This is a genomic window from Paenibacillus sp. RUD330, assembly GCF_002243345.2.
Classification (GTDB): Bacteria; Bacillota; Bacilli; order Paenibacillales; family Paenibacillaceae; genus Paenibacillus_O.
On record NZ_CP022655.2, the window covers coordinates 2,622,598 to 2,642,467 of the forward strand.

Consider the following 19,870-nt stretch of genomic DNA (forward strand, 5'->3'; position numbering starts at 1 on the left):
CTGGAAGTTTCCGCGGCTCCACCGATAGGGAAACGGATGAATCGAAGCCGCTTGCCTTGCCATATAATCGGAACAGCAAAAGGCGCATTTCCTGTGGGAAAGGCGCCTTTAATGATGTCTGGGAAGCGGCATTATCTTGTTTTTCGTGCCGGAATGAGCAGCGTCAGGCTGACCAGCGACACGAAGATCGTGGCGCCCATATCCGACAGGATCGCGATCCACAGGGTCAGCCAGCCCGGAATGGTGAGCAAAAGGGCGATGAGCTTGAGGCCGAGAGCGACGGATAGATTGAAGCGGATGATCCGATTCGTCGTTTTTGCGGTCCGGACAGCAGAGGGAAGCTTCGTCAGATTGTCCTGCATGAGCACCAGATCGGCCGTTTCAATGGCGCTGTCCGTGCCTTTTCCCATGGCGATGCCGAGATCGGCTGCCGCCAAAGCTGGGGCGTCATTGATGCCGTCGCCGATCATGGCCACCTTGCCGGAAGACTTGAGCTCTTGGATCCGCTTGACTTTATCCTCCGGCAGCAGGCCGGCGTATACATCGGTCAAGCCGGCTGCTTTGGCCATGCGGTCCGCGGATTGGGCGTTGTCGCCGGTTAGCATGACCGTGCGGCGAATGCCCGCCCGCCGCAGCCCCTGCAGCACCGTCGGGCTTTCCGGCCGCAGCTCGTCGGATATGCCGAACATGCCCAGCACGCGGGTATCGTCGGCGACGAGCACAAGCGTATACCCCTGATTCAGGAATGCTTCGACCGATGTTCTGATGCTGTCATAACCGGCAAGTCCGAGACTCTCGATGAGCTGCTGGCTGCCAAGGGTATAGGTCGTTCCGTCCTTCGTGGCCTTCAGCCCGCGCCCGGCGGCCGTCTCCGATTCCAGCGGCTCGACAGGCACGGAGTGCTGCCTGGCATAATCCAGAACCGCTCCCGCAAGCGGATGGGACGAACCGCTCTCGATCGCGGCCGCGATCGGCAGGAACCGCTCATCCCAAATTTCAGCGGCAGCGACATGCGGCCGGCCTTTGGTCAGCGTTCCGGTCTTGTCGAAGGCGATCGTATCGATTTTGCCGAGCTGCTCCAAAAAGGCTCCGCCTTTGACCAGAATTCCTTCGCGCGCCAATCGGGTAATTCCGGCCAGAATGGCAACAGGCGAGGAGAGGATCAAGGCGCATGGGCATCCTACGATAAGGACGGCCAGGCCTTCATAAAGCCAGTGGTTCCATGAACCTCCGAGCAGCAGCGGAGGGATGAGGATGACGAGCAGGGAAACAAGCATGATAAAGGGCGTGTAATACCGGGAGAAGCGGTTGATGAACAGCTCCGTCGGCGTTTTCGATTCCTGGGCCTCCTGCACGAGCTGCAGGATTTTGGCCAGCGAGGACTGCTGGTAAGCCCGGTCGATCCGGACTGTCAGCATGCCTTCGTTGTTGAGGCTGCCGCCGAAAACCTGATCGCCGATCCTCTTGTCGACGGGGAGCGACTCGCCTGTGATCGCCGCTTCGTTGACAGAGCTCTGCCCGCTTGCGATCGTCCCGTCCGATGGAATCTGCGAGCCTGCTTTGACGAGCACGAGATCGCCCTCGCGAAGCCGGCTTACCGGGACGGATTGCTGGCTGCCGCCGGCCAGCAGCACGGCTTCCTTCGGCGCCGCCTGCAGCAGCCGGTCCATGGAACGGCGGGCGCGGTTCATGCCGAGGCCCTCAAGCAGCTCGTTGATGCCGAACAGAATGGCGACGAGCGTCGCTTCCTTCCATTCCTGAATCGCGGCCGCTCCGATCAAGGCGACGGTCATGAGCGTATCGATGTTGAAGCGAAAGCGCAGCAGATTGCGGAGCCCTCTCCAGAACGTCGACCAGCCGCTCAGAACGATCGCCGCGACATAAAAGACGACCTGCATCGTGTCGGAGAGAAGCGATGACCATGCCGCCACAGCGAACAGGAGGAAGGAGGCGCCTAATAGAGATATGGTCAAGCGGCTTGCGCCTCCATGGTCATGGTCATGGTGATCCCCATTCTGATCATGGGAGTGGTCATGGCTGAGGGGTTGAGCAGCTTCGGCAGCAGGGCCGGCAGCTTGGGAACCATCGGAAGCAGCCGGCGCATCGCCTGGAGATCGGCTTGAGCCGGAGCGGTTATGGCTGCTGCTGCCATGCACATGCTCCGAGGAGGGATCCTGGCCGGATTCCGGCAAAACGCAAGAAGAGGAAGCTTCTGCAGCAGGGCTTGAAGCAGGCACGGCTGAACCGATCAAAGCCGCTCCGTCGGACTTCAAAATTTTGCGCAGCTTATCGAGCGGCACCCGCTCGTCGATGACAAGCCGGGCCGAGGAATAATGAAGCGCAGCAGTATCGCCGTAAGGAAGCTTGCGAATTTCACGTTCGAGCTCGAGCGTGCAATTGCCGCAGCTGAGGCCTTTCACGCGGTATTCCGTCATCGTCGCTACCTGCTTTCCAGTAAGAGAATTAATATAACATATGATCACTTGCTCATATAATATGATTAAACCAATGGGGTGTCAATGCAAACAGCCCTTTGAAGGCTGTCTTTTTTTATTATCCGTAAAAGTTCCGCTTTAACTCCACGTTTGTTATAATGAAACAACCCTAGAGAAACCGGAGTGATGAAGAATGACCGATGAACCATCCTATTCTTCGGCTGAGCGGCCTGATTCCGGCGAGGGGCGGTTGGAGACGGCCGAAGTGGTCGACGAGGACTTCGGGGAAGAGTCGACAGCCAATCTGGATGCGGTGCGCGCTTCGATGCTGGATGAGAATTCCGCCGGCCAGCTGGCCGACTGGATGAAGGCCTTTTCGGATCCTACGCGCGTGAGGCTGGTCGGCGCTCTGCTTCATGCCGAATTATGCGTGCATGACTTGACCGTGCTGCTGGATATGAACCAGTCGGCTGTATCCCATCAGCTTCGTTATCTCCGCAACATGCGCATCGTCAAGCGCCGCAAGGCAGGCAAGACCGTGTTCTACTCCTTGGACGACGACCATGTAGAGCAAATATTCACGCAGACGCTGCAGCATATCCGGCATTCCTAGCCATAGGATTGCCGATTTTTCTTGCCTTCAAAATGGCGTGAAATACATATTTTACGCAACTTCGATTTTAAAGCGATAAAAGCAGTCAAAGCGGGAGGTTGGAGGACTTGTACGCAACGAATCATGAGCTTCTGGACACCTATGGAACGGAACTTGAGCTGTTCGGCATCTGGATGAAAAACCAGGGCATGACCGCCTCGACCGAAAGAGCCTACAAGGCCGATGTCGGCCAATATCTCGCGATGCTGCATCCCGCTCCGCTGGAGCAGTCCACCAAGCTCGACATTATGCGTTATTTGTCGCGCACGCGGGAAGCGGGGGCGGGGGATGAAGCGCGCAACCGGAAGCTGTCCTCTCTGCGCGCCTTTTACAAGGCGCTCAACGAGATGGAGCAGCTGAACGTGAATCCGGCCGCGCTGACGGCCAAATCGAGGCAGCAGAAAAACCGCATCCCGGTCTATCTGGAGGAGGAGCAGCTGCAGCTGCTGTTCGAGCATGTCGAAGGCAAGCATCGCGAGCGCAATCTGTCGATCTTGCTGCTGATGTCCTATGCCGGACTTCGGGTCGGAGAGATCCACAGGCTCAACCGCCACGACCTGACGTCCGAAGGCATGCTGTCCGTTCTGGGCAAAGGGCGCAAATGGCGTTATCTGCCGCTGCCGTCGTCGCTGGCGCGGCTGCTGCTCCAAATGATGGAAACCTCCGAGCTCAAGATGAAGCAAGGTAAGGAGCAGCCGATGTTCGTGTCCCAGCTCGGCAGGCGCCTGTCGATCCGGATGATTCAGAACATGGCGGATTCCACGCTCTCCCGGCTGCAGGCCAGCTTGCCGGAGCTGTCGATGAAGAAGCTGTCGAGCCATAAGCTGAGGCATAGCTTCGCCACGATGCAGATCCGCAGCGGCACGGATATCCGGACGCTGCAGGAGCTGCTCGGGCACGCCAGCATCGAGACGACTCAAATCTATACGCATATCGACAACAAGCAGCTGCGCGAGGCTATGGATTCCGTTGCCGGCAAAATACCGACGTGGGTGAAAAGGGGATAGCCGCTTGAGGGTGAAAAGGGGATAGCCGCTTGAATGTGCCAGCGGGCAACGCCTGCCGACCGCATCTTCCGCCTTTGGCCGAAGATGCGGTTCTTTTTTGCCCGACTGCGAGAAGGCATGGTCGTCTCGCCTGCAAGGAAGCGGGTTCGCCGCCGAATATCCATGGATGAAAATGGATACTCTAAGCGTTACTTGCTGCATAGGAGGCGAAAACAACATGTACTCACGGACGCAGGTTATTTTCCTTCTCCTGTTATCTCTGGGCATATCGAATCATGTACTCATTCTGCCGCAGCTGCTGAAGACTTCCGGCAGGGATTCCTGGATCAGCGTCCTGGTCGCCTATGTAGTTCTGCTTGTGTCGGGCCTGTTCTTTGTGCGGATATCCAAATCCATCGGCAAGGAGAAGCTGTATGGCTGGCTGAAGTCGCGGATGGGCATCTGGATCGCCGTTCCGCTGATCGCGGTTTTGGCTGTGAACTATTTTCTCGCGGGGTACATCGCCCTTTTCGATATGATCGAGGTCGTGACGATTTTTTTCCTGCCTTTCACGCCCATCTGGATTGTTACCGTAATGTTCATGCTGTTCGCCCTTGGCGCCTCCTACAAGGGAGGAAGCACGCTGTTCCAAATGTCGGCGATGCTTCTGCCGATCGTCTGGCTGCTGGGCCATTTCGTGTCGGCGTTTACGTTCTACGCCAAGGATTACGGCTATTTGCTGCCCGTCCTGGCCAACGGAGCGGGTCCAGTGCTCAAGGGGAGCATGATCGTCGTGGGCGGAACGACGGATCTGCTGCTGCTGCTCCTGCTGCAGCATAAGCTCAAAAAACCTCTCAACTATATCGGTCTCGTCATCCTGATCACCTTGCTGTGCGGGCTCGTCATCGGCCCCGTAACAGGAAGCCTCGCCGCGTTCGGTCCGTCGGTGGCCGCAAGCCTGCGTTTTCCCGCCTTCGAGCAATGGAGGCTGCTCATTGTCGGCAAGCGGATTTCCCATGTCGATTTCCTGGCCATCCTGCAGCTGATGAGCGGCTCTCTCGTCCGGATCGCTCTCATGCTGTTCCTGCTGACGGATATTCTGGAGACGAAATCGATCCGATTCCGCCGTTGGTGGACTTCGGGTGTGGCGCTTGCGCTCGTCGTCATGATCTTGATGCCCATCAGCGACATCACGATGCAGCATTTCATGGAGTTCCTTTATTTTCCGGGACTCGTCCTATTCGGTCTTGCCATGCTGCTGATCTTGTTCATCGCCAGCTTCATTCCGCCTGGAAGAGGGATGAGCCGAAATGAAGGATAAGCAGAAGGATAAGCAGCAGCAGCCGCCGGCGATTATGCGTCTGGAGGAGCTGCTTGCGGCGGGCGGGCTGAAGGGAGAGGACCTGAAGCAAGGGCTCTCGGTCTACTCCGATCTTTTTTTTGCTCCCGTTCCGGAAAGCTATGCATCCAAGTTCGCTGTCTTCTACTGCGATGGAATGATCGATAATGCCGAGCTGAACGAGTATATGAACCCGCTTATCGCTTGGCTCGACAAAGGGGGGAGCGGGCAGGGCGGCCCGCCGGCGGCCCCGCCGATCATCGAGGCGGATACCGCCAGCCGGATGATCGATCTGCTGTTCACCGGTTATGTCCTCTTTCATCAAGCGGGTGAGCGCAGGTTCCACGCTCTCAACATCGCGGATATTCCGAAGCGGCAGCCTGCGGAGTCCAATACGGAAATTTCCATCAAAGGACCCAAGGACGCCTTCACCGAAGAGGTGAATACGAACCTGGCCCTGATCCGCAAAAGGCTGCAGACGTCCCATCTGTTCAGCGAGCAGTTCGATATCGGGTCCTTGAGCCGCACGAAGGTATACCTGGTGTATCTCGACCATAAAGCCGATCCGGTCCTTATCGAGGAAATTAGGAAACGGCTCTCCAGCTTCGAGACGGAGAGCATCATCGGGAGCGGCCAGCTGGAGCAGTGGCTGTCGGACCGGTCTTTTTCCCTGTTTCCTCTCTTCGATTACATTGCCCGGCCCGATTTCGCCACGGAATGCCTGCTTAGAGGCAGGTTCATCGTCATCGTCAACGGGTCTCCGATGGTGCTCATCGGTCCGATCAATTTCTTCGAGGTGCTCAAGTCGCCGGAGGATGTGCATTACCCGTATCATTTCGTCATTCTTCAGCGGCTGATCCGGATGGTCGGGTTTCTGACCGCCATTTTCCTGCCCGGCTTCTGGGTTGCGATAGGCTCGGTGAACGTATCCCAAATTCCTTTCCAGCTGCTGGCGACGGTGGTTGTCTCCCGAAGCGGCATTCCGCTCCCGCTGGCGCTGGAGGCGCTGACTCTCTTGATCTTATTTGAGCTCCTGAGGGAAGCGGGGGTCAGGCTCCCCAAAGCGGTCGGCCAAACGGTCGGCATCGTCGGCGGCATCATCATCGGCGATGCCGCCGTCCGCGCAGGACTGGCTTCGCCGACGATGCTCGTGGTCATCTCGACCTCGGCCGTCGCGACGTTCGTGCTCGTCAACCAATCCCTTTCCGGCACAGTGAGCGTCATTCGGCTGTTCGTCCTGCTCTTCTCCTCTTACTTGGGCGTGTACGGATTCATGCTGTCCGGCATCGGCATCCTGATCTATCTTTGCCGGCTCGATTCGTTCGGCCTCAACTATCTGGAGCCGATCGCTTCCTTGCGATTCCGGGAATGGATGTCCGCCTTGGCCTTGAACCCGCGCCAAAGGCGCAATTATACGGCAACAATGCTGAAAAAACGGAAGAGGGGATAATTTATGCTGCGGCGCGCGCTGGGCGGACTCGCGGTCCTGCTGACGATGACCTCCTGCTCGGGAAGCACGGATATCGTCGATCCCCAGGATCTGAATTATGTTACTGCCATCGGAATCGATTACGTGGACGGAAGGTACGTCGGGTATTATCAGATGCTCGACTTCGCTTCCGTCGCCAAGACGGAAACGAACGCGAACGACCAAAGTCCGATGATCTGGGTCGGCCATGGACAGGGCTCCACGCTGAACGACGCGATGTTTGAGATCTATAAAACGAGCCAATCCATGATTGTCTGGTCGCATATGACGGCTGTCATTTTCGGCGAAGGGGCTATCCGGCATGGACTCGAGCATGTGTTCGACAGCTTGCCCCGATACCATGAAATCAGGCTGACGCCTTGGGTATACGCGACGAAGGACAAGATGGAGGATATCCTCATGATGAACGGATTTTTCCGGCAATCGGCGCTGAATACGATTTTGCATGAGCCCAAGTCCATCTTCATTCAGAATTCCCAGCTTGAGCCCGTGCAGTTGTTCGAGCTGATGCGGAGCGCATTCGAGCCGGGAGAGACCGCTTATATACCGGCGGTGTCCATTAACAAGACGCAGTGGAAGGACCAGAAGGGAAAAGAGGAAAAGCCGTATGTGAGCGGGGCTTACTTCATCAAGGAAAAGCGTCTGCAGTCGCTCGTTCCGATCAAGCAGCTGCAAGGAATGCGCTGGCTTACCGAGGAATCGAACCGGATATCAGTGCTTGTGCCTTCGGAGGACAAAACGGATGTGCAGATTATTTTTCTGGATCCGAAATCCAGCATTTCCGTCCGCCCGGGTCCGACCCCCACATTCGAGGTCGAAATCCAGACCAAAGGATACATTTCGTCGCGGCAAAACGAGAGGTACTTGTCCTTGTCCCAGCTGGAGGCAGCTTCCAACATAAAAATTGAAGAAGAGGTCCGCCAGATGGTCGAGCACTCCATCCGCACCAAGACGGACCTCCTGAATTTGGAGCATGCGATGTACAAAAAAGCCAACCGTGCGTGGAAAGCGTTGGGGAACGATACGTCTCTGTTCGACATGAACCCGGTTGTGGAGATCAAGGTGAATTCGCGAATCAGCCATTCCGGCGCTCTCAAGAATGCCATGATCGGAGAGGTCGCCCGGTGACGGACCCATCTCATCATAGAGAAAGTGCAGCTAGCGTCCCAGAAGCTCCGATAGGAGCACCTTCCGCCCGCTTCTTGAGCTTTCCATAGCGCCGAGCACCATCGCCATGCTGAAAAGGTTGTCCCGGCAGTCCGTTTCGGCGGGGCGTTCCTGCAGGAGGGAGGCGAACATTTCGTCCAGGCAGCGGTGATGCCAGGAGGCTCCGCCGGCTTCCGGGGAGGCTTCGATCCGCTTCGTCGCCTTCAAGAAGGCTTGCTCCTCCTGCTCGGGGGCGAGGACTTCCGCGTAAGGGCGGTCCGCGCCGTTCCATATCGCCGTTCCGGCAGAGCCTGTAATCCGCCACTGGGCTTCCCATGAGGTGGGGGCGCCTTCTGCGCACCAGGAGCCCCGGTAGTTGAACACGGAGCCGTCGGACATTTCGAAGATGCAGACGGCAGCCGCGCTTCCCGCATACCAGGACCCGGCAGGGTTGAATTCATGGCAATAGACGGATACAGGGTCGGCGCCGAGAATAAGCCTCGCCTGATCGAACGTATGGATGGCCATATCCAGAATGAGAGGGCTTTCCATGGCATCCCGGAAGCCGCCGAAGTGAGCGCCGATGAAAAAGTCCGCTCCGGCGAAGCCCGGCTTGCCGATCGTTCCTTCCTCGATCAGATGCCGCAGCGCCCGTATATTCGGGTCGAAGCGCCTGTTCTGCATGACGGCATGACATCGTCCCGTCTCATCCGATACCCGGACGAGATCGAGGCAGCCGTCGAGCGATTCGGCGAGCGGCTTCTCGGAGAATACGTCGCAGCCAAGCTTCATCGCAGCCGTCCCGATCTCGTGATGGCTGGCCGGGATGGTGACATCGAACACGAGATTGGCTCCGTTTTCCCGGATCGCTTCCTCAAGCGACACATGCTTCCCGCAGCTTAGCCCATGCCTTTCGGCCATTTGCTCCGCGGACTCCAGACGGATGTCGACGAGTCCGACAATCTCCGCATCCTGTCTGCCCATTGCGTATTCCACCCAAGTATTCGCCATGCCGCCGCATCCGGCGACGACAATTCGAAACGCCTTCTCTTCCATTTGTACCAGCCTCCTCAAGCCAAGCCCTTCCTGTCGGGCTTGTCATCCACTCTGATTTTGAGCTATAGTAAACGCTGTCAAGTGAATTGTAACGCATTTCACCCCTATAATCTCGATCCAAAATTGCGCAAAACCACTCTTATCTTGTGCAGGTGAAGCCGATGGAGATGAACCGGGAACATTGGGAGAACAACCCTCTGGACCGCAGCTATCCGTTCAAACTGTTTTTCAACGCTTCCGGAGAAACAAAGCCTGGCCAATGCGTCCTGTTCCTGCACTGGCATGAACATTTCGAGTTCATCCTGATGAGGCGGGGACGGGCCGTCTTCCATATCGGCAGCCAGGTATGCGAGGCGGAGCCGGGAACGCTGCTCGTCGTGCAGGCGGGCGATCTGCATACGGGATTCAGCCGCAGTCCGGAGCAGGTGGAGTATGTCTCCATTGTGTTCAACGGGGCGCTGTTCAGCGACTGGGCCAAGGAAGAGGACTATGACGCGTTTCTTGTCCCTTATCTGGAAGGAAGAGCCTCCTTGCCTGCCTGTCCGGGTCAATGCGGAGAAGAAGCGTCTCGCTTGCTCGGCAAGGCTGTTGCGGAGTCCGGGACGGGGTTTTCCGCTTCCGGACGGATGATCGCCAAAACCTATTTGTTCCTTGCCTTTGCTTTGCTCGCTCGGACGCATCTGCCTCCTGGCCAGGCGGGCCGGGCAAGGGACGCAGGATTGAGGCAGGAACGGTTCAAGGAATTGATTCGGCATGTGGAAGACAGCGGCGGCGCCCCTATGGGAGTCAGGGAAGCGGCCAGGATGGTGAGCGTGAGCCCGCATCATTTCTGCAAGCTGTTCAGGAGGCTGACCGGAAGGACATTCACCGATTACGTGAACCGCTGCCGAATGCAGGAAGCCGCCAAGCTGCTCCTGGAAACCGGCTTGTCCGTCACCGAAATCGCGGAACGAGTCGGCTGCAGCAACCCCAATTATTTTACGAGGCTTTTCAAGCAATACGTCGGCATGACGCCGTCGCAAGCGAGGAAAAGGGCCTTTTCGGACGGGCAGCAGGCTGACGACGGATAGGCGGAGACGGCCAACAGGATGGATAAGTCGGCGACGGCACAATCGATATGGCGGCGATGCCTCAGGCATCGAGCAGCGGCCATGACGCTGGAATGGCGGACACGGGGTTGAATGCTGTACGCCCTGTTTTGCCTGGCTGCCCGGCTGTTATATACTGTTTGGGTACAGGTTGAAAATGGAAGGATGATGACGGTGGGACCTGCGGATTTCTCGACCAAGCATGACCAGATCATCGCTTATATGGAGAGCCTCGAAGTCGGATCGAGAGTATCCGTGCGCAAGCTGGCGCAGACGCTGGAAGTGAGCGAAGGAACGGCATACCGGGCGATCAAGGATGCGGAGGCCAAAGGGATCGTCAGCACGAAGCTGCGGACGGGAACGGTCCGGGTGGATTCCGGGAAGAGGGAGCGGATCGACAAGCTGACCTTCGAGGAGATCGTCGGCATCGTCGACGGGCATGTGCTCGGGGGACAATCAGGCCTTCCGAAGACGCTGAACAAATTCGTCATCGGGGCGATGCAGCTGGAGGCGATGATGGGCTACATCGAACCGGGCAATCTGCTTATCGTCGGCAACCGGGAAAAAGCCCATCACAGCGCCTTGTCGCTCGGGGCTGGCGTGCTCGTGACCGGAGGCTTCGGCACGAGCGCCGAGGTCATCGCTCTGGCGGACCGGCTGGAGCTGCCGGTCCTCGGCAGCAGCTACGATACGTTTACGGTGGCCGCGCTGATCAACCGCGCGATCTACGACCGGCTGATCAAGAAGCAGATCGTGCTTGTAGGCGACATCTTGCGGACGGACATGCCGCCGGCTTACTTGCATGATAGCGACCGCGTCGGGGATGCGATGAGCAAAATCGAGGAGACGAACCATAACCGCTTCCCCGTCGTGGACAACAGCCTTCGCCCGGTAGGCATGGTGACGACGAAGGACCTGATCGGAGCGGAGCTGCACCAGCCGATCTCCGAGCGGATGACAACGGAGCCGAAAACGGTGAGCCCGGGCACCTCGGTCGCGACAGCCGGCCATATGATGGTCGCCGAAGCGATCGAGCTGCTCCCGGTCACCGATTCCGCCGGCAAGCTGACCGGGGTCATCAGCCGCAAGGATGTGCTGCGCGCGATGCAGCAGATCCAGCATCAGCCGCAGAACGGAGAGACGCTGGAGGATCAGATGCGCGCCTTGTTCAGCGAGGAGCGCGATGAGGAAGGCCGTCTCTACTATGAAGGGCCTGCAGCCGCTCTCATGAGCAACCAGATCGGCAGCATGTCGGAAGGCGTCATGTCCGGGCTCATCCATCAGGCGGCCGTGCGGGCGATCAAGGAGCATCGGCGGAGCGACCTCATTACGGACAGCCACTCGGTCTATTACCTCGCTCCGGTGGAGATCGATCAGATTCTCCGGCTGTACCCGACGATCATCGAGATCAGCAGGAAGTTCTGCAAGGCCGAGGTTCAAGTATTCGCCGGAGAACGCAAAGTGGCGCAGTCCATGCTGACAGCGCGTTTAATGGAATAGCAGTTTCAGGCCGATGCCGGCCGGCGGAAGGAATCCGTCCGATGGAAAACCCGCGATGCTGGCGGGTTTTTTTGCGTTTGTTTTATTGTTATACAACAGATTGGAAATTATAAAAACAGTATTGAACATTTTCGAATTACTGTTATATAATACATATACAAATATAAAACAGACTATAACAGAGAGGTGATCGGCATGGATTGTCCTTTGTGCCAAGGAGACGGCGACCTGCATCAGAAGGAGTGTCCTCCGGGAATCAATGGGGATGACCTGCAAACGGTCCATGGGGATCGGCTTCTTCCATGTCCCCGCTGCGAGGGGAGCGGTTATCTGGAGTCGGAAGCCGGATAGCGCCGGCATCGCAGGTCGGCAGCGCTTTTCCATAATCCCTGAAGGAGGCTGTACCATGAGCGAGTCGATGGCCGGTTCACCGGCCGAACAGCTCCAGCAGCGCTGGAGCAGCAAGCGATACGTAGGCATAACCCGCCCTTATTCACCTGAGGAAGTCCTCAAGCTCCGAGGCTCCGTCCTGGTCGAGCATACGCTGGCCCGCAGAGGGGCCGATAAGCTGTGGAGCATGCTGCAGCAGGAGGATTACGTCCCTGCGCTCGGCGCGCTGACCGGCAATCAGGCGGTGCAGCAAGTAAAGGCCGGGTTGCAGGCCATCTACCTCAGCGGCTGGCAGGTGGCCGCCGACGCGAATCTGTCGGGACAGATGTATCCCGACCAGAGCCTGTACCCGTCCAACAGCGTGCCGAGCGTGGTGAAGCGGATCAATCAGGCGCTGCAGCGAGCCGATCAGATCCAGCATTCGGAAGGCGTCGGGGCGCTCGATTATTTCGTGCCGATCGTAGCGGATGCCGAAGCGGGATTCGGCGGCGCTCTGAACGTCTTCGAGCTGATGAAGTCGATGATCGAAGCGGGGGCGTCGGGAGTGCATTTCGAGGATCAGCTGAGCTCGGAGAAAAAATGCGGCCATCTCGGAGGCAAAGTGCTGCTGCCGACGAAGCAAGGCCATCCGCCATCTCGTCTCCGCGCGCCTTGCAGCCGATGTGCTCGGCGTGGATGCCGTGCTTATCGCCCGCACCGACGCGCATGCCGCGCGGCTGCTCACCAGCGATTCCGATCCCGCGGATGCCGGATTCCTGACCGGGGAGCGCTCGGCCGAAGGCTTCCATTACGTCCGCTCCGGACTGGAGCAGGCGATCGCCAGAGGTCTGGCTTATGCCCCTTATGCGGATCTCGTCTGGTGCGAGACATCGGAGCCCGATCTCGGGGAAGCCAGGCGGTTCGCGGAGGCCATCCATGCCCGCTATCCCGGCAAGCTGCTTGCCTACAACTGTTCGCCCTCGTTCAACTGGAAAAAGAAGCTCGGCGAGAAGGAGATCGCCTCCTATCAGCGGGAGCTCGGACAGCTCGGCTACAAATTCCAGTTCGTCACGCTGGCGGGCTTCCACGCTCTGAACTACAGCATGTTCATGCTGGCCAAGGAGTACCGCAGCCGCGGCATGGCCGCCTACTCGGAGCTGCAGCAGGCCGAGTTCGCGGCCGAAGCTCAGGGGTATGAAGCGACCCGCCATCAGAGGGAGGTGGGAACCGGCTACTTCGACGATGTTCTTCATGCCATCTCCGGCGGCACGGCGAGCACGGCTGCGCTTGCGGAATCGACGGAAGCCGAGCAGTTCGCCGGCTCCGGCCGCCCGGGAGCCGAATCATGAGCCGTCCAGCGGCAGGATTGGCCGTGCTGGGCCCTCCGCTGTCTTCTGCGGCCCAGGAGCTGCTGGGCAAGCGAGCATTGGCGTTCGTGCAGCTTTTGGAGCAGCAGTTCGGACATCGGAGAAGGGAGCTGCTCCAGGCGAGACAGCATCGCCAGCAACGGTTCGACGGCGGCGAGAAGCCGGACTTCCGCTCGGATACGCTGGCGGTCCGCACCGGCGAATGGAGCGTCGCCCCTGCGCCTGCGGAGCTGAGAGACCGCAGAGTGGAGATTACCGGGCCTGCCGGAGACCGGAAGATGGTCATCAACGCCCTCAATTCCGGAGCCCGAGTGTTCATGTGCGACTTGGAGGACGCCAATTCCCCGACCTGGGCCAACACGATGAACGGACAGCTCAATATCCGGGATGCGGAAGCGGGAACGATCGCATACGAAAGCCCGGAAGGGAAAGCATACCGGCTTGCGCCCGATCACGCCGTCATCAAAATCCGCCCGCGCGGCTGGCATCTTGAGGAGAGCCATGTCGCATGGGAAGGCCAATCCGTATCCGCAGCCCTTTTCGATTTCGGCATGGCCGCGTTCCATAACGCCAGGGAGAAGGCTCGCAGAGGGAGCGGACTGTACTTTTATCTCCCGAAGCTGGAAAGCATGGAGGAAGCGGAGCTGTGGGAGGACGTATTTACATTCGCGGAGCGGGAGCTCGGCCTGGAGCGCGGCATGTTCCGGGCGACGGTTCTGATCGAGACGCTGCCGGCTGCGTTCGAGATGGAAGAGATCCTGTTCGTGCTTCGGGACCATGCCGACGGGCTGAACTGCGGCCGGTGGGACTACATTTTCTCTTATATCAAAAAGCTGCGCGCCCATCCCGAGGCCATATTGCCCGATCGGAGCCTCGTGACGATGGACTCGCCGTTCATGGCCGCTTATGCGCGGCTTGCGGTCCAGACCTGCCACCGGCGCGGAGCGTTCTGCATCGGCGGCATGGCGGCGCAAATCCCGATCAAGAACGATTCCGCCGCCAACGAACAAGCGCTTGATAAGGTGCGCCTCGACAAGCTGCGGGAAGTCCGGCTCGGCCATGACGGCACTTGGGTCGCCCATCCCGGGCTTGTCGCGGTTGCCGAGAAAGTGTTCAACGAGCATATGCCGGGTGACAATCAGCTCTTCTTCCACCCTGACGGCAGCGTCGGCGCCGAGCAGCTGCTGGAAGCTCCGCGAGGGCCGATTACCGAAGCGGGCGTCCGCCTGAACCTGTCGGTAAGCTTGCAGTATATCGAAGCCTGGCTGCGCGGAACGGGCGCCGTGCCGATCAACAGCCTGATGGAGGATGCCGCTACGGCCGAAATCTCCAGGGCGCAGCTGTGGCAATGGATCCGCCATCCACAAGGAATTCTGGAGGACGGCAGGAAAATGAGCGCCGACTTGTACCGCAAGCTGCTGGAGGAAGAGCTTGGCAAGCTGCCGGCCGCGGCTTCCGGCGCTTACGGCAGGGCAGAGGAGCTGCTGACGGCGATGACGCTTGCCGATACGTTCGCAGAGTTCCTTACGGTTGATGCTTATCGATACTTGCAGGATTAATGGAAGAAAAAAACGAAGGAGGAGAGTTCATGATGCCGATTCAGGATGCGAAGCGGCCGGTCCTCAAGCAGCCTTGCTTCTGCTGCGAAAAGCAAGAGGCGGCGCCCGGAGAGCTGGTTTGCGAGGAATGCGGAGAGAAGAACGGGTTGTCCAGCTCTCATTATTATTTGAAGCAATACTACTACGGGGATTGATGCCTCGAATCGACTTTCGGCCAGGACGCCTGAACAGGCGTCCTTCATCTATGTTCCGGTCCGAAAGGATGGTAAAAAACGGGTTTAACCGATTCGGCTCTGGACGGGCCGCACGGAGGCTGGTAATCTCTTGGAATAATGCATGTACTAGAAAAGGGGAACAGCCATCATGAAACCCGTCCGATTTCTGGAAGGAGAATCCGTCTATCTGAGACCTGTGGAAGCCTGGGATGCCGACTGGTATTACAGCGGCCTGTACGAGTCCGAGACGCGGATGCTCACCGGCACTCAGAAGCACCATACGAGGGAACAAGTCGCGGATTATCTCCAGGGCAAGGGGAAGGATGCCTCTTCCGTCCTTCTGCTGATCGCTCTCCGGGATACGGATGAGCGGATCGGAGACATCGCGATCCAGGACATCGACCGCAACAACCGCAATGCGGGCATGCGGATCGCGCTGAACGACAAGTCCCATCAGGGCAAAGGCTACGGAAGCGAGGCCATGCGGCTCATGCTGGACTACGGCTTCGGCATCCTCAATCTGCATCGCATCGAGCTGAACGTATTCGCATTCAACAACAGGGCGGCGCATGTCTACGAGAAGCTCGGCTTCAAGCGCGAGGGCGTGCAGCGCGAGGCGCTGTATTATGATCATGCCTATCATGACTCCATTCTCATGGCCATTCTCGAGGACGAGTACAGGCAGCTGCACCGGAAGCAACCTCTGTAGGCTGGACAGCTTTAGGCACAAGACCGTCACGAGCGTGGCGGTTTTTTCTCTTTTGCGGGAGCGGCGATTTGGTATAATGAAGGAAAAAATCGGGGAGGGGTCGACATGTCTGCCGTCTTGTTCGTACACGGCAATCTGTTCATGGCCGAATCGGCCGCGGCCGACTCGGTCTACGTCGAGAATGGCATCATCCGCGCGATTGGAACCGCTTCCGAGCTGGAGCTGCAGCTCAGCGGGCGTCCTTACGCCAAGGTCGATTGGAACGGGGCGCAGGTGCTGCCCGGATTGGTCGATGCCCACATGCATCTCGGGATGCATGGCATGAAGCTCGGCATGCTGGACTTCACCGATGCGGCGTCGAAGGAAGAGATGCTGGCCATGATCGCCGAGCGGGCCGCCTCCACGCCGGACGGCGAATGGATTCTCGGACTGAACTGGAACGAGAACAACTTCCCGGACGGAACGGCGCCGCATCGGAGCGAGCTCGATGAAATCACGGAGCGGCATCCCGTCTATCTCACTCGGACCTGCTTCCATGCGTTTCTCGGCAATTCGGAAGCGTTCCGCAGAGCCGGCGTTACGGCGGACACTCCCGATACGGAATCGGGCGCGTTAGGCAGAGATGCAGGCGGACAATTGAACGGCTGGATCTACGAGAATGCATCCGCTCCATTCGCCGCCGTCCAGCCCGAGCCGGATTACGAATTCCTGAAAAGCTCGATGAGGCGGGCCGGCGAGGATGCGCTCCGCCTCGGACTGACGGCCGCTCATACCGAGGATCTACGGCTGCTCGGCAGCGTGGAAGCGATGCTGCGCATCCAGAGCGAGCTGCGGGAGGAAGGCCTGGCCTTCCGGACCCATCAGCTGATGTTCCACGGCTTCCTGGACGAGATCAAGGAGCTCGGGATGAGGGCAGGCAGCGGCAGCGACTGGCTGCGGATCGGAGCGGTGAAGCTGTTCGCCGACGGGGCCGTCGGCGGACGCACGGCGCTGCTCAAGGAGCCTTATCACGACGCTCCCGCCGCGCTGGGATTGGCGATGCATACAGCGGAGGAGCTGGCCGGCATCGTCGGCAGGGCGCGGCAGATGGGATATCCGATCGCCTTCCACGCGATCGGGGACGGTGCCGCCGAGATGATGGCGGATGTGCTGGAGGCGCATCCGGCGGCCGCGGACGCCAAGCTTCCGGACCGCTTCATCCACGCCCAGATCGTGCAGCCGGCTACGGTGGACCGCATGAAGAGGATGAATCTGGCCGTCGATCTGCAGCCGCGGTTCGTGCCGAGCGATTTTCCCTGGGTCATGGACCGGGTCGGCCCGGAGCGGACAAGCTATCTATACGCCTGGAAGAAATGGCTGCAGACGGGACTGCCCTGCTCCGGAGGCAGCGATGCGCCGATCGAGCCGCTGAATCCGTTCCTCGGCATTCATGCCGCGGCAACGAGACGCAAGCCCGGCGAGCGGCATGAAGGCTATTTGCCGGAGGAGAAGCTGAGCATCTCGCAGTCCGTCGGGCTGTTCACGCACGGCAGCGCGTCCGCGGCGGGAGAGGCCGACCGGAGAGGCTCGATCGGGATCGGCAAGCATGCCGACTTCACGGTCGTCGACCGCCGGATCCATGACGGCATGGATCCCGACGAGCTGCTCCATGCCAAGGCGCTCATGACGGTCGTCAACGGCATCGTCGCTTATCAAGCCTGACATCCATCAAATCGATAAGGAGATTGTCATGTTCAGTTATATTCTCGTAGGGGCCGTCATTCTGGCGGCGATCGGCGCTACATTGGCGGTTGGCTTTTCCAAGGAAAATCAAAACGGAAACCCCGCTTACGACCGAGCGCACGGTAAGAAATGGGCAAGGCTCAGCATGCTGTATGCCGTGACGGCCGTGCTCAGCGTCGTCGCTCTGATCTGGTTCGTATTCAACTGATCATCGGGGGAGGAATGGAATCATGGACTATACGTACTTGGGGAGATCGGGACTGGAGGTTTCGCGCTTCTGCCTCGGCACGATGACGTACGGCAGCTGGGATATGGATGAACAAAGCTCTCTCGCGGTCATTGACCGGGTGCTGGATTCCGGAATCAATTTCCTGGATACAGCCGATACCTACGGCAAGGGCACGTCGGAGGAGATCATCGGCAAAGCCTTGAAGGGCCGACGGGACAAGGTCGTCGTCGCGACCAAATTCAAGGTGAGGACCGAGGAAGGTCCCAATGGAGAAGGGGCCAGCCGCTACCGGATCATGAAGCAGGTGGAGCACAGCCTGAAAAGGCTCGGCACCGATTACATCGACCTGTATCAGATCCATCGTCCGGATACCCATACTCCGCTGGACGAAACGCTGAGAGCGCTCGATGATCTCGTCAAGCAGGGCAAGGTCCGTTATATCGGCTGCTCCAACTTCGAGGGCTGGCGGATCGTGGAGTCGCTCTGGACCAGCGACAGGATGAACCTGGAGCGGTTCGTCTCGAATCAGCCTTCCTACAGCCTGCTGGACAGGACGATCGAGCAGGAAATACTGCCCGCCTCAGAGCGGCATGGATTGGCCACGATTGTGTATTCGCCGTTGTCCGGCGGCTGGCTGTCGGGCAAATACAGGCAGAATCAGCCTCTTCCGGCCGATTCACGCGGCGAGCGCTTGAACATGGCCGAGCCGCGCAACCGAAAGAAGCTTGAAATCGTCGAGCAGCTGGCCGCTCTTGCGGAAGAAAAAGGGGTCCAGCTGAGCCAGCTGTCCCTGTCCTGGCTGCTGCAGCGGAAAAACGTCATTCCCGTCATCGGCGTCAAAAGCCGCGGGCAGCTCGAGGAGAACCTGGGCGCGCTGGCCGTATCATGGACGGATGGTGAGCTGGATGCCGTCGATCGGATCGTGCCGGGTCCTTACCGGGATTATTCCCGCGACGGAAGCTTCTGGATTTCTTCCCTGTCTCTATAGATCCATGCGGCGATGACAATGATCGGATCGGAGAGACGAGCGATGGCGAAAACAAAGGATATGGATGCTGCAGCCGAAAAGATTGAAAAGGAAGCCGAGCTTGCCAGAGACGATCTGAGCCGATATTCGTCCAGGCTGAACGGACTCGTAGCCGAGTTCGAACAGCGGATCCATTCCAAGGTGAACGAGGAATACGACAAGACGACCCGCTGGCCGGACAAGCTTGCGGACCGGATCGCGCAGTTCGGCGGGAGCTGGCGATTCATCGTCATCTTTTTTGCCGTGCTGGCCCTATGGATCGTAATCAACAGCCTGGCGCTGACAAAGGCGGTCCGCTTCGACGGTCCGCCCTTCATCCTGCTCAATCTCGTGCTGTCGTTTCTGGCGGGCTTTCAGGCTCCGATCATCATGATGAGCCAGAACCGCCAAGCGGCCCGCGACAAGCGCGAGAGCATGATCGATTATGCGATCAATTACAAGGCCGAGCTGGAAATCGACGATATGCAAGGGCATCTGCATCGCCTCGAGGCGGATTTTGCAAGCTTCCGCAGCGAAACGAAGAGGGATATGGAAGAGATCAAGGCTCTGCTGCGGTCGACTGACGCCAAAGGGAAAGCCGATTGAGTGGTCGAGCCGCGAACCTAAAGGTTTAGTTTAATGGTGTAGATCATTAAGCCGATTAATTGTATGTTCCCGATGGTTGAGTCGGAATATTAATGTCATTAACAAAGGTTGTAAAAGGAAAGAGAGCGCCGATCCGGCGCTCTCTTTTTCGTTGCTTGCGCACAGTCGATTGAGCCGGAGTTCTGTCCGAGCTTGCTGGATGTTTTCTCCGTTTCAAGCACGGAATGAACGGCTTGCTTAGCGGTTTGAGTCCATCCCGGCTGCGGCATGCCAATCCTCCTGCATTCGGTTCTTCCATCAAGCAAGTATGGATATCGAGACAGCCTGTCACGGGATCGTCATTGCTCATAGCCCGAAAGAGTTATGTGCAAAATCTCCGTTTCTTTTATGATCATGG

The 19,870-nt window shown here is 58.6% G+C and carries 16 protein-coding genes and 1 pseudogene; 15 read left to right on the top strand and 2 right to left on the bottom strand.

Features of this window, described 5'->3' with window-relative positions; translation table 11 throughout:
• Positions 1–131 precede the first annotated feature (131 nt).
• The gene (locus CIC07_RS11935; protein ID WP_076356047.1) at positions 132–2,435 is read right to left on the bottom strand and encodes a heavy metal translocating P-type ATPase; all 2,304 of its coding nucleotides are present in this window, start codon (positions 2,433–2,435) and stop codon (positions 132–134) included.
• A gap of 193 nt (positions 2,436–2,628) precedes the next feature.
• Here CIC07_RS11935 and CIC07_RS11940 point away from each other — a divergent pair, with 193 nt between their 5' ends.
• The 5 genes from CIC07_RS11940 to CIC07_RS11960 all read left to right on the top strand — a co-directional run bounded on the left by CIC07_RS11940 (position 2,629) and on the right by CIC07_RS11960 (position 8,029).
• Positions 2,629–3,048 (top strand): ArsR/SmtB family transcription factor, encoded by a 420-nt coding sequence (locus tag CIC07_RS11940; RefSeq protein WP_083687993.1) that lies wholly within the window; start codon positions 2,629–2,631, stop codon positions 3,046–3,048.
• A gap of 107 nt (positions 3,049–3,155) precedes the next feature.
• Positions 3,156–4,094: a tyrosine-type recombinase/integrase gene (locus tag CIC07_RS11945; protein ID WP_234992916.1), complete on the top strand. Its 939-nt coding sequence runs from the start codon at positions 3,156–3,158 to the stop codon at positions 4,092–4,094.
• 217 nt (positions 4,095–4,311) lie between these two features.
• Positions 4,312–5,394, top strand: coding sequence for an endospore germination permease (locus tag CIC07_RS11950; protein WP_076356043.1), 1,083 nt, complete (start codon positions 4,312–4,314; stop codon positions 5,392–5,394).
• Positions 5,384–6,862 carry a spore germination protein gene (locus tag CIC07_RS11955; RefSeq protein ID WP_076356041.1) on the top strand — a complete coding sequence of 493 codons (1,479 nt, stop codon included), beginning with the start codon at positions 5,384–5,386 and terminating at the stop codon, positions 6,860–6,862. Before CIC07_RS11950 ends, CIC07_RS11955 begins: the two co-directional genes overlap by 11 nt.
• Positions 6,863–6,865: 3 nt before the next feature.
• The gene (locus tag CIC07_RS11960) at positions 6,866–8,029 is read left to right on the top strand and encodes a Ger(x)C family spore germination protein (protein ID WP_076356039.1); all 1,164 of its coding nucleotides are present in this window, start codon (positions 6,866–6,868) and stop codon (positions 8,027–8,029) included.
• A gap of 30 nt (positions 8,030–8,059) precedes the next feature.
• Here the strand turns inward: CIC07_RS11960 and CIC07_RS11965 are convergent, their stop codons facing one another.
• The gene (locus CIC07_RS11965) at positions 8,060–9,103 is read right to left on the bottom strand and encodes a Gfo/Idh/MocA family protein (RefSeq protein ID WP_076356037.1); all 1,044 of its coding nucleotides are present in this window, start codon (positions 9,101–9,103) and stop codon (positions 8,060–8,062) included.
• Between the two features lie 167 nt (positions 9,104–9,270).
• Between CIC07_RS11965 and CIC07_RS11970 the strand changes: the two genes are divergently transcribed.
• The 10 genes and pseudogenes from CIC07_RS11970 to CIC07_RS12015 all read left to right on the top strand — a co-directional run bounded on the left by CIC07_RS11970 (position 9,271) and on the right by CIC07_RS12015 (position 19,473).
• Positions 9,271–10,173 carry an AraC family transcriptional regulator gene (locus CIC07_RS11970; protein ID WP_159442430.1) on the top strand — a complete coding sequence of 301 codons (903 nt, stop codon included), beginning with the start codon at positions 9,271–9,273 and terminating at the stop codon, positions 10,171–10,173.
• Positions 10,174–10,359: 186 nt separating this feature from the next.
• A complete protein-coding gene (locus CIC07_RS11975) occupies positions 10,360–11,691 on the top strand; it encodes a DRTGG domain-containing protein (RefSeq protein WP_076357010.1) in 1,332 nt (443 codons plus the stop codon).
• Between the two features lie 418 nt (positions 11,692–12,109).
• Positions 12,110–13,409 (top strand): annotated as a pseudogene (gene aceA / locus CIC07_RS25675) (isocitrate lyase).
• Positions 13,406–14,986, top strand: a complete 1,581-nt coding sequence (gene aceB, locus CIC07_RS11985; protein WP_076356029.1) for a malate synthase A — start codon at positions 13,406–13,408, stop codon at positions 14,984–14,986. Before aceA ends, aceB begins: the two are co-directional and overlap by 4 nt.
• A gap of 29 nt (positions 14,987–15,015) precedes the next feature.
• The gene (locus CIC07_RS11990) at positions 15,016–15,180 is read left to right on the top strand and encodes a hypothetical protein (RefSeq protein WP_157741900.1); all 165 of its coding nucleotides are present in this window, start codon (positions 15,016–15,018) and stop codon (positions 15,178–15,180) included.
• 169 nt (positions 15,181–15,349) lie between these two features.
• A complete protein-coding gene (locus CIC07_RS11995; RefSeq protein WP_076356027.1) occupies positions 15,350–15,910 on the top strand; it encodes a GNAT family N-acetyltransferase in 561 nt (186 codons plus the stop codon).
• 105 nt (positions 15,911–16,015) lie between these two features.
• The gene (locus tag CIC07_RS12000; RefSeq protein ID WP_076356025.1) at positions 16,016–17,611 is read left to right on the top strand and encodes an amidohydrolase; all 1,596 of its coding nucleotides are present in this window, start codon (positions 16,016–16,018) and stop codon (positions 17,609–17,611) included.
• 28 nt (positions 17,612–17,639) lie between these two features.
• Positions 17,640–17,840 carry a hypothetical protein gene (locus CIC07_RS12005; RefSeq protein WP_076356023.1) on the top strand — a complete coding sequence of 67 codons (201 nt, stop codon included), beginning with the start codon at positions 17,640–17,642 and terminating at the stop codon, positions 17,838–17,840.
• A gap of 22 nt (positions 17,841–17,862) precedes the next feature.
• The gene (locus CIC07_RS12010) at positions 17,863–18,849 is read left to right on the top strand and encodes an aldo/keto reductase (protein ID WP_076356021.1); all 987 of its coding nucleotides are present in this window, start codon (positions 17,863–17,865) and stop codon (positions 18,847–18,849) included.
• Between the two features lie 42 nt (positions 18,850–18,891).
• Entirely contained in the window at positions 18,892–19,473 is a 582-nt protein-coding gene (locus CIC07_RS12015) for a DUF1003 domain-containing protein (protein ID WP_076356019.1), read from the top strand.
• Positions 19,474–19,870: the final 397 nt, after the last annotated feature.